General features: G+C 42.1%; 13 protein-coding genes. 3 read left to right on the forward strand and 10 right to left on the reverse strand.

From position 1 onward, the window contains the following. Window positions 1-8: 8 nt before the first annotated feature. From AC3WTL_RS18810 to spoIIM, 3 genes are all read right to left on the reverse strand, one after another. On the reverse strand, window positions 9-236 hold the full coding sequence (locus AC3WTL_RS18810; protein ID WP_035330067.1) for a YqzK family protein: 228 nt from the start codon (window positions 234-236) through the stop codon (window positions 9-11). A gap of 372 nt (window positions 237-608) precedes the next feature. Further along, window positions 609-1076 carry a ferric iron uptake transcriptional regulator gene (gene fur, locus AC3WTL_RS18815; protein WP_048008103.1) on the reverse strand — a complete coding sequence of 156 codons (468 nt, stop codon included), beginning with the start codon at window positions 1074-1076 and terminating at the stop codon, window positions 609-611. 232 nt (window positions 1077-1308) lie between these two features. Next, a complete protein-coding gene (gene spoIIM / locus AC3WTL_RS18820) occupies window positions 1309-1953 on the reverse strand; it encodes a stage II sporulation protein M (RefSeq protein ID WP_492369871.1) in 645 nt (214 codons plus the stop codon). Window positions 1954-2126: 173 nt separating this feature from the next. Between spoIIM and AC3WTL_RS18825 the strand changes: the two genes are divergently transcribed. Further along, window positions 2127-2690 (forward strand): GNAT family N-acetyltransferase, encoded by a 564-nt coding sequence (locus tag AC3WTL_RS18825; protein WP_492369872.1) that lies wholly within the window; start codon window positions 2127-2129, stop codon window positions 2688-2690. Between the two features lie 31 nt (window positions 2691-2721). On the opposite strand, the gene AC3WTL_RS18830 is transcribed toward AC3WTL_RS18825, so the two are convergent. Both AC3WTL_RS18830 and AC3WTL_RS18835 read right to left on the reverse strand, forming a co-directional pair. Further along, complete coding sequence (locus AC3WTL_RS18830; protein WP_492369873.1) at window positions 2722-3888, reverse strand: endonuclease Q family protein; 1167 nt, start codon at window positions 3886-3888, stop codon at window positions 2722-2724. Between the two features lies 1 nt (window position 3889). Then, window positions 3890-4441 (reverse strand): NUDIX hydrolase, encoded by a 552-nt coding sequence (locus AC3WTL_RS18835; protein ID WP_197208344.1) that lies wholly within the window; start codon window positions 4439-4441, stop codon window positions 3890-3892. 76 nt (window positions 4442-4517) lie between these two features. Between AC3WTL_RS18835 and mciZ the strand changes: the two genes are divergently transcribed. Together mciZ and AC3WTL_RS18845 are read left to right on the forward strand one after the other, a co-directional pair. Next, window positions 4518-4652, forward strand: coding sequence for a Z-ring formation inhibitor MciZ (mciZ, locus tag AC3WTL_RS18840; protein ID WP_082138920.1), 135 nt, complete (start codon window positions 4518-4520; stop codon window positions 4650-4652). A 188-nt stretch (window positions 4653-4840) separates the two neighbouring features. Beyond that, window positions 4841-5764 (forward strand): aldo/keto reductase, encoded by a 924-nt coding sequence (locus tag AC3WTL_RS18845; RefSeq protein WP_404355426.1) that lies wholly within the window; start codon window positions 4841-4843, stop codon window positions 5762-5764. Window positions 5765-5827: 63 nt separating this feature from the next. On the opposite strand, the gene AC3WTL_RS18850 is transcribed toward AC3WTL_RS18845, so the two are convergent. From AC3WTL_RS18850 to AC3WTL_RS18870, 5 genes are all read right to left on the reverse strand, one after another. After that, window positions 5828-6073: a YqkE family protein gene (locus AC3WTL_RS18850; protein ID WP_048008097.1), complete on the reverse strand. Its 246-nt coding sequence runs from the start codon at window positions 6071-6073 to the stop codon at window positions 5828-5830. Between the two features lie 77 nt (window positions 6074-6150). Then, window positions 6151-6522 (reverse strand): VOC family protein, encoded by a 372-nt coding sequence (locus AC3WTL_RS18855; RefSeq protein WP_048008096.1) that lies wholly within the window; start codon window positions 6520-6522, stop codon window positions 6151-6153. A gap of 68 nt (window positions 6523-6590) precedes the next feature. After that, the gene (locus AC3WTL_RS18860; protein WP_492369874.1) at window positions 6591-7259 is read right to left on the reverse strand and encodes a 3-oxoacid CoA-transferase subunit B; all 669 of its coding nucleotides are present in this window, start codon (window positions 7257-7259) and stop codon (window positions 6591-6593) included. A gap of 27 nt (window positions 7260-7286) precedes the next feature. Next, window positions 7287-7976 carry a CoA transferase subunit A gene (locus AC3WTL_RS18865; protein ID WP_076258127.1) on the reverse strand — a complete coding sequence of 230 codons (690 nt, stop codon included), beginning with the start codon at window positions 7974-7976 and terminating at the stop codon, window positions 7287-7289. Between the two features lie 57 nt (window positions 7977-8033). After that, window positions 8034-9221 (reverse strand): acetyl-CoA C-acetyltransferase, encoded by a 1188-nt coding sequence (locus AC3WTL_RS18870; protein WP_048008093.1) that lies wholly within the window; start codon window positions 9219-9221, stop codon window positions 8034-8036. Window positions 9222-9410: the final 189 nt, after the last annotated feature.

Below are 9410 nucleotides of genomic sequence, written 5' to 3' on the forward strand. Positions count from 1 at the left end.
TGATAGCATTACTCCCCGTTTAAGTAGAAAAGAATTAACCGGTCCAGCAAGCTCCTATCTTCATCAGTTCCGCTCGCTGACACCTTAACAGCCGCTCCCCTTGGTTCGTCATAGCGGTGATAATCCTGGTATTCTTCATTTAACCACATAATACCATAATAAAAAAGGATTGTGCATCCAGTAAAAATCACAAATACTTTAATGGTCTGAAAAGCCATGCCCAGCCAGGATTTCATGGTTTGGTCCTCCATAACTTTTAATAAAAAAGAAAGATATTCAGCTCTCTATTATTAAAAGGTATGCCATTTTGGACAAGAATTATACCTGAATTTGCATAAATAGTGTTTCTTCAGGGCACTTATTCTTTTTGTGTAAACAGCTCAAATAAATATTCCCCGTTGATTTCCGCTCAGGATGCTCAGCGAACCGCGGGATTTTGAATAAGCTTCCCGGACACCGCATGAAGAAATGCGAATGCATTTTCGAGGATCTCGCACCTTCCGCTACAATCAACTCAGTAAATAAGATACAAAAAGCAACAAACCCTTCGAAAACACCCAAAATAAAAAGCCTATTCTAATGTAGAATAAGCTTTGCCAATAATCATATTAATTTTCATCTGCTTCGGTTTCTGTTTGTTTATCCTGGCAGCGGTAGCAGATGCCATGGAACGTAAGGCGGTGATCCTTTATTTTGAAGTTCCAGCGGCGTTCAACCACTTCTTCTACGTCTTCAAGCAAATCTTCCTGTATTTCATCAACAGCTCCGCACTCAATACAGACTAAATGGTGGTGAAAATGGGCTGCCCCTTCCTGACGCAGGTCATAACGGGAAACTCCATCACCGAAGTTGATTTTATCGACAATTTTTAATTCAGTCAGCAATTCTAGTGTTCTATATACAGTTGCCAAGCCTATCTCAGGCGATTTCTCTTTTACTAGGAGGTAGACATCTTCCGCACTTAAATGATCCTCTTCGTGTTCTAACAGGACGCGAACTGTTGCCTCTCGCTGTGGTGTTAGTTTATAGCTGGATGAATGCAACTGTTTTTTGATTCTTTCAATTCTGCTTTCCATACCGAAAGTCCCTCCCTCGCCACTAACATTCTCATTATAACAGAAATAAGTTCACATTCAAAATAAAATAATTATAAATAACAAACGATAATGAATTTAATATAATAGTAATTATAATTTCATTTAAAACAGTTTTAAACCTCTTTATATGTACCCTATATTATAATTTTTATCCTTTTCCCGTACAGCAAAAAGGCAGAGCCTGCAGCTCTGCCTTTTCCAATGATTATTATCAGGATTGGATTGAACTAACAACAGACTTCATTAAGACAGGCGAGATAAATGCCTCTACCCCGGCTGCAGCGATTAGAAACAGAATGGCCACAGCAAAAGCAATCATATATCTTCCAAAAAGAGGCATCATGGGCTGTCCGGCTTTCTTCATAAATTGTCTTCTAATCATCTTTAAAGAGAAAGACACAGCCAGTGTTGCGGCGATTATAAAGATAGGTATGATGATCAGGTTCTGGGGAAGGACCGATACGAAGGAAAGCATAAATCCTTCCCATCCCATTCGATTAACGAGAAAGCCAACTGTAAAGCCAACCACCATGCCTTTCATAAATAACAGTATCAGAATGACTGGCAGTCCAATTATGGAGATTCCCAAGATCCACATCAATCCTATAAATTTTGTATTATGGAAAAAGCTTTGTTTGAATAATTCATCCGCTGCTGCAATATGCCCATCTGATACTTGTCCAAAAAACTGAGACAGATAATAAAATAAATCTTCTTTTTGTGTAAAACTCAAGCTATTTACAACGATAGCTCCAAAAATCACACCCATCAGAAATAAAACAATAACAAATAAGTAAATTGAGGAATGTTCGCGAAAGTGGGCTGCTGCGGCGTTCTGGTACATTTTTTTCTTCATTGCTCTTCCTCCTAAGACAAAACAAATTGGATATTAAATTGTATGCCTGTCCGGGAATTGTATGACAAAGAATTGTGCTGCTCACAATTGTGAAAAAAGTTCTTGAATAATTCATATGTTTTTTGCTATAATTTTCAAAATTATTTAAATTATCATTGGGGGCGCTAGAGAAAATGGATCCGATTTTAATAGAGTTTCCAGAAAGAATTGAAACAGAAAGACTTTATATGAGGCCCGCCTTGCCCGGAGACGGAAAAACTGTTCATGAAGCTGTGTCAGCTTCAGCTGCCGAGCTTAAAAAATGGCTTCCTTTTGCACAGAATGAACAAGCAGCTGATGAAGTTGAGTCAGGTATCCGCAATTCCTATGCCAAGTTTATTCAAAGGGAAGATTTCCGTATCCATATTTATAGGAAAGAAGACGATGTATTTGTCGGCTCTACTGGCCTGCATCGCATAGATTGGGATGTCCGCAAATTCGAAATTGGCTATTGGGGAGATGTGAGGTTTCGGAAGAACGGCTATATTTCTGAAGCTGCTGCAGGCTTGACGAAGTTTGCCTTTGAGCATTTTCAAGCAAACAGAGTGGAAATCAGATGTGATCCGAGAAACATTAACAGCCGGAGAATTCCCGAAAAGCTGGGGTACAAGCTTGAAGGAATCCTGATTAATGACAGTCTAAGCGCAGATGGAAAAGAGCTTAGAGATACTTGTATTTATGCTAAAGTCAGCAGCTAAAAAAATAGAGCCTCGATGGGCTCTATTTTTTTTATGAATCAACAATTCTGCCGTACTTGCCTCCGCCCCCTGCCTGGAGGTTTAGCTTTCCTTCACGCGCTTTTCCAATAAGCATGGCTGTTTTCTCAGGAATTACTTTGCTGATTTCTGAGAAAGGAACATCATGCAGAATGGCCATTTCAGTTCCGAAATGATTCAGGAGCTTCTCGAGCATTTTCGGGCCTAACCCTGGTATGAACTCAAGAGGGACCTGATGAATATAAGGCGGCCGTACATCGGGCAATCCTCCTGAAGATTTTAGTTCAGAGATCCGGTCAGCCACGCCTTTGATAAATTTGAGGTGATTGCAATTTCGACATTTACCATTCTCTTCATCAAAGGGGCCAAAACATTCGGAACAAACAGTCTGATGGTATTTTCCGAGCAGAGGATCCAGCCCGTAATTGGCTTTAACCCTGCATTTTTCTTTTCCGGCCAAAGCCTTGTGCAGTTCAGCAAATGTAGGTGCTTCCATTTCCAGAACCTGATATTCTCTGGCGATCTTTTTTAGTGAATGGGCATCTGAATTTGTTAAGAATGTATATCTATGAAGTTCAGCTATTTGATCAGCCATCATCGTATCTGCACTAAGCCCCAGCTCAATTGCATCAATTAGATCAGGATCAAAAACCTCTGACAGCGACCGCTCTACGCCTTTCCCGAATAGACTCTTAAACGGGGTAAAAACATGGGCAGGAATAAAAAGCCCATCCAGTTCCTTTACTTTTTCCTGCAGCATTCTGCCTGAGGCATAAATTCTTTGAGAGCTTAATGTGATGTTCTTCAAATACCCTGTCAGCCAGGAAGAGAAATCCTTCATTGCGGATAGGGTTGGAAAGTAGCAAAGGACATGGATAGGGCCTTTACAGGAATCATCATAAATTTCAAGCTCCGACCCGGGAATAATCGTCAAATCTCCGTATTGGAGTCCCCCGTCCTTATGCTCGGTTATAAAGCCTTTTTGGGCCAAGTCCTCGATTTCAAGGATGACTTCAGGAGAATGACAGTCAATAATGCCAATGATATCAAGCCCCTTTTCATTGCGGGCATGCCTGATGATATTAGTGAAGGTAAGGGATTTAGCGCCTGTTATTTTAACTGGCTTTCCCGTAAACGTACGTCCAATATGGATATGAAGATCAGCAAAAAAGCGCTTCATGCTATTTTTTCAGCGCTTCTTGTAGCTGCAGATATTGGATTGCATAAGCAGTTTTCGCATCATAAACCTTTTGCTCCTCAAGCAGGGATATGGCTTCCTCAAGGGTTACCTCTAAAAGGTTCACAAATTCATCTTCATCAGGCGAAGCGGCATCTTCTTTTTTCTTAAGACCCTTTGCTATATATAGATGTACGAGCTCATCGGCAAATCCGGGAGAAGTGTAGAATGAGATCAGCCATTCCAATTCCGTGCAGGCGTACCCTGTTTCTTCTTCCAGTTCCCTTTCTGCACACACGCTGGGTTCTTCTCCTGCTTCAAGCTTTCCGGCAGGAATTTCAGCAATAATCTTATCCAGTGCTTTTCGATATTGTTCAACCATCACAATTTTATTATCTTCTGTTACTGCCAATACAGCTACTGCTCCGGGATGTTTGATAATTTCCCGCTTCGATGTTTTGCCATTCGGCAGCTCAACATCCTCCACCTGCAGACTAATGACTTTTCCTGTGAAGATTTTTTCCGTCTTAATTGTTTTTTCTTCTAGGCGGCTCATTGTTTTCAGTCACTCCTGTTCTATTCCGGTAATGATTGCTCATACATTTTATCATACTTGATGAGGGGGAGTTGGCATGAAGGTGTATGTCCATAATAGGGGAATTATTCTGGCCGGCAAAGCCTGGGAAGTCCGTGAGAAGCTAAAACAATACAGCAGGCAGTATGTCCTTGTAAAAGACTGGGTTGAATCTCAGAACATTATAAAGTGACACTTCAATCAGTGGAGGTTTTCCTTATCCCCACTGATTGTCAGTTGAACTTATCCTCCTTTGATTAATATTAGTTTTGAAGTGGGGGTCTTACTGCCCATTAGACGATAAAATGATAAGCCTCTAAATTTGAGTATGCCTCATTTGTTTATGTACAATTATAGAAAACATTCAAATGAGGTGGGTACTTGAAAAAGAGAAGACTTGGAAACTCAGACTTGTACGTAAGCGAGCTGGGGCTGGGCTGCATGTCAATTGGCACCAACCCTTATAAGGCCCAGGAAATTATTGAAGCGGCTCTTGAAGAAGGAATTAATTATTTTGATACAGCTGATTTATACGACTTTGGCGAAAATGAAAAGCTTGTCGGACAATCCTTAAAGAATGTCCGCGAACAGGTGATCATTGCAACCAAAGCCGGGAACCGCTGGAATAAAAATAAAGACGGCTGGAGCTGGGATCCCTCTAAACGCCATATCAAAGAAGCTGTAAAAGACAGCTTGAAAAGACTGGCTACGGACTATATCGATTTATATCAGCTTCACGGCGGCACAATTGAGGATCCGATTGATGAAACCATTGAAGCATTTGAGGAACTAAAGGAAGAAGGATACATCCTCCAATATGGCATTTCCTCCATTCGCCCAAATGTCATTCGGGAATTCACCTCAAAATCATCCATTGTTTCTGTCATGATGCAATACAGCATTTTAGACCGGCGTCCTGAAGAAGAAGCGCTGCCTCTTCTTAATCAAAAAGGCATCAGTGCTGTTACTAGAGGACCGCTGGCCAAAGGGCTGCTCAGCGACAAAATGCTGGATAAAGCATCAGAATCGGTAAAAGAGAAAGGCTATTTGGATTACAGCTATGCTGAATTGGAAAAAACGCTCACCAGCCTACGGGAAAAAATTTCAGACCAGCGCACCATGAATGAGATAGCATTTCAGTATAATCTCGCGGACCCAGCAGTCGCTTCTATTACAGCAGGTGCAAGCCGGGCTGAGCAAGTAAAAGCCAATGCAGAAGCAGCAAGAGCCATTCCTCTCAATGAAGATGAATTGGCTATCATTAAATCTATTGCAAAGCTAAATAAATATGAGCAGCATAGATGATCGAAAGTCCATAATTTAAGACAAGAAAGGGGCTGACGGAAAAGTCGGCCCCTTCTTTTAATGTTATTTGTATTCTTTCCAGTTAAGATCGCTCTCTCCAAGCAGTTCTTCAAAACTTTTATTTTTTTCGCGCAGTCTTCTTTCCTCTCTTTTTCTGCGCTCTTCTTCTTCCTTCTGTTTATCTTCAGCAGCCTTTAATTCCTGCTTTTTCCCTTTCAGCTGCTCCACCAGGTCCTGGTTCAGCATGTCACCTAGCGTGACTGGTTTGTCGTCTTTCTTAGGCTGGGAATGGTGTTTTTTCTTTTTCATATAATCCCCTCATCAACTGATTTTGCCATTTATTATAGCATATTTTATTATTCATGAAGGAGCAGGCTAAATCACTTTTATGGTAAAAATTCCAGAAACTCAATTCTGTTTCCGAATGGATCATCTACAAAGAACCTCTCTCTTCCTTCTATCGGAGGTTCTTCCTTTATTGTTATTTTCTGCTCTTGAAGACTGCTTCTCAAGGCTTCCAGGTTGTCCACAATAAATCCAGGGTGGGCTTTTTTGGCAGGCAGGAAGCCCTCCTGCACCCCGATATGAATTTCCTGATTTCCGCAAATAAACCAGCAGCCTCCTCGCTTTTGAAGATTTTCAGGCTTGGGAATTTCCTTCAGGCCAAGCTGTTCACCGTAAAATTTTCTGGCTTCCTCCTCGCAGCCTTTCGGAGCTGCCAGCTGGATATGGTCAATTCCTTTAAAGGAAAAACTCATTTTTTCTCCTCTTTTCTTTAGGCTGAAAATAATGAAAAGCACAGCATGCAGCTGTACTTTCAGATGTATTAGTATGCTTCTGTTACAACGTTTTCATCAACCTGCAATTGGGGTTCTGTCGAATTGATAATATCCTCAATTGTGAAGCCTTTAGCTACTTCAACAAGCTTCAAACCGGACTCGGTGACATCGATGACTGCCCGCTCAGTTATAATGCGGTCAACGACATTTTTACCTGTTAAAGGCAGGCTGCATTCTTTAATAATTTTTGAATCGCCATTTTTATTAGTGTGATCCATAATGACAATGATTTTATTGGCGCCATGAACCAGATCCATTGCACCGCCCATTCCCTTGATCATTTTTCCGGGAATCATCCAGTTGGCAAGATCTCCTTTTTCAGAGACTTCCATACCGCCGAGAATGGCAATATTCACATGGCCGCCCCTGATCATTGCAAAAGATTCAGCGCTATCAAAATAAGATGATCCCGGGATGGCTGTAACTGTTTCTTTTCCTGCGTTAATCAGATCCGGATCAACTTCACTTTCTGCAGGATACGGGCCGATGCCCAGTAATCCATTTTCAGATTGCAGGACCACTTCCTTATTATCAGAAATATAATTGGCAACCAATGTTGGCATACCGATTCCCAAATTCACGTAAAAGCCATTTTCAATTTCCTTTTCAGCCCGTCTGGCAATTTTTTCGCGTACTGCCGCTTTATCGTTACTCATGACACCATCTCCTTCCGCCACTGGTATTTATTTCTTCACCGTCAGTCTTTCAATGCGCTTCTCCTGTTTCCCTTCAATCAGTGATTGAACATAGATGCTCGGGGTATGAATATAATTCGGATCCAGTTCACCAATCTCATAAAGCGTCTCCACTTCTGCAATTGTCACTTTGCCGGCTGCTGCAATCATCGGATTGAAGTTTCGGGCCGTTTTGTGATAAACAAGATTGCCCATCTTATCGCCCTTCCATGCCCTCACGAGACTGAAGTCTGCTTTCAGAGCTTCTTCAAGGAGATATTCCTTGCCGTCAAACATCTTCGTCTCTTTCCCCTCTGCAATTGGAGTCCCTACTCCAGCTGGTGTGTAAAAAGCAGGAATGCCTGCGCCGCCCGCACGTATTTTCTCTGCCAGTGTTCCTTGAGGAAGCAGCTCTACTTCAATTTCCCCTGAGAGAACCTGTCTTTCAAACTCTTTGTTTTCCCCAACATACGAACCAACCATTTTCTTAATCTGTTTATTTTTTAAAAGCAGTCCAAGTCCCCAATCGTCAACACCGCAGTTATTCGAAATGACTGTCAGATCCTTAACCCCTTTTTCAACTAAAGCCAGAATAAGGTTTTCCGGAATTCCGCACAGACCGAAACCGCCAACCATAAGGACAGCACCATCGTGAATTTCCTGAACCGCTTCACTGAAGGAAGTACAAATTTTCTTCACTTCAATCTCTCCTTTCATTAAAAAATACTTATTTTTACTGACTATTATCAAAAACGGCTATGCAAGCTCCACTACTGTAGCTACCCCTTGGCCTCCGCCAATGCAAAGAGTTGCAAGGCCTTTCTTTGCCTGTCTTTTTTGCATCTCATGAATAAGAGTTACAAGGATTCGTGCTCCGCTTGCACCGATCGGATGTCCGAGTGCAATGGCCCCGCCATTAACATTCAGGATCTCCTTGTTAAAACGAAGCTCCCTGTCAACTGCAAGCGACTGGGCTGCAAATGCCTCGTTTGCTTCAATCAGCTCCAATTCTTCTATGGAAACAGATGCCTTTTCAAGCGCTTTTTTCACAGCAGCAACAGGACCAATGCCCATGATGCTTGGATCCACACCTGCACTTGCATTTCCTTTAATTGTCACTAATGGTTTAAGCCCCAGTTCATCTGCTTTCTTTCTGCTCATAACCAGCAATACAGCTGCCCCGTCATTAATCCCGGACGCATTTCCGGCTGTTACGCTGCCATCTTTCTTAAACGCCGGACGCAGGCCTGCGAGCTTATCAGCAGTTGTCCCTTTTTTCGGATACTCGTCTGTATCAAAAACTATTGGATCCCCTTTTCGCTGAGGAATTTCAACCGGAACGATTTCATCTTTGAATTTTCCTTCTTCAATTGCCTTTGCCGCCTTTTCCTGGCTGTCTGCGGCAAATTTGTCCTGTTCTTCCCTGCTCAGCTCATATTTCGAGCAAAGATTTTCAGCCGTAACTCCCATATGGTAATCATTAAAAGCACACCAGAGACCGTCTGAAATCATCGAATCTATAAGTTTTTGGTCTCCCATTTTAAAGCCATTTCTTGCATTTTTCAGTATGTAAGGCGCCTGGCTCATATTTTCCATGCCGCCTGCAATCACTGCTTCGGCATCGCCGGCCAAAATGGCCTGTGCTGCTAAATGGACCGCCTTCAGCCCTGAACCGCAAACTTTATTAATTGCCATTGCGGAAACGCTTTCAGGAAGACCCGCTTTAAGAGCTGCCTGCCTTGCTGTGTTTTGGCCCAGGCCTGCCTGCAGGACATTTCCCAGGATTACTTCATCTATTTGATCCGGTGTTACACCTGCTTTTTCAAGAGCGCCTTTTATCGCAATCGCCCCAAGCTCTGGTGCTGATACATCTTTAAGACTTCCATTGAAACTGCCGATTGCTGTCCGGACAGCGCTGACTATTACGACTTCTGTTTGTGCCATCTCTCTCATCCTTTCAAAACATCTCTTTGCTTATATTCGTTGAGGGATATCAAAATTCCTTTTATTTTGTCAAAATTTCTATTATTCTTGCAATCGAAAATACTTTCCTAATACAATAAAGTGAAACTTCAATCAGTGGGGGTTTTCCTTATCCCCCACTGATTGTTAGTCGCGTTCTAGTGTCGCTAA

The sequence above is a fragment of the Cytobacillus sp. EB106-05-05-XG126 genome (assembly GCF_058791715.1).

What these genes read in the sequence shown, in the direction of transcription:
- AC3WTL_RS18810 (WP_035330067.1), bottom strand. Translation starts at nt 236, where the DNA reads ATGAAATCCTGGCTGGGCATGGCTTTTCAGACCATTAAAGTATTTGTG.
- fur (WP_048008103.1), bottom strand. Translation starts at nt 1,076, where the DNA reads ATGGAAAGCAGAATTGAAAGAATCAAAAAACAGTTGCATTCATCCAGC.
- spoIIM (WP_492369871.1), bottom strand. Translation starts at nt 1,953, where the DNA reads ATGAAGAAAAAAATGTACCAGAACGCCGCAGCAGCCCACTTTCGCGAA.
- AC3WTL_RS18825 (WP_492369872.1), top strand. Translation starts at nt 2,127, where the DNA reads ATGGATCCGATTTTAATAGAGTTTCCAGAAAGAATTGAAACAGAAAGA.
- AC3WTL_RS18830 (WP_492369873.1), bottom strand. Translation starts at nt 3,888, where the DNA reads ATGAAGCGCTTTTTTGCTGATCTTCATATCCATATTGGACGTACGTTT.
- AC3WTL_RS18835 (WP_197208344.1), bottom strand. Translation starts at nt 4,441, where the DNA reads ATGAGCCGCCTAGAAGAAAAAACAATTAAGACGGAAAAAATCTTCACA.
- mciZ (WP_082138920.1), top strand. Translation starts at nt 4,518, where the DNA reads ATGAAGGTGTATGTCCATAATAGGGGAATTATTCTGGCCGGCAAAGCC.
- AC3WTL_RS18850 (WP_048008097.1), bottom strand. Translation starts at nt 6,073, where the DNA reads ATGAAAAAGAAAAAACACCATTCCCAGCCTAAGAAAGACGACAAACCA.
- AC3WTL_RS18855 (WP_048008096.1), bottom strand. Translation starts at nt 6,522, where the DNA reads ATGAGTTTTTCCTTTAAAGGAATTGACCATATCCAGCTGGCAGCTCCG.
- AC3WTL_RS18860 (WP_492369874.1), bottom strand. Translation starts at nt 7,259, where the DNA reads ATGAGTAACGATAAAGCGGCAGTACGCGAAAAAATTGCCAGACGGGCT.
- AC3WTL_RS18870 (WP_048008093.1), bottom strand. Translation starts at nt 9,221, where the DNA reads ATGGCACAAACAGAAGTCGTAATAGTCAGCGCTGTCCGGACAGCAATC.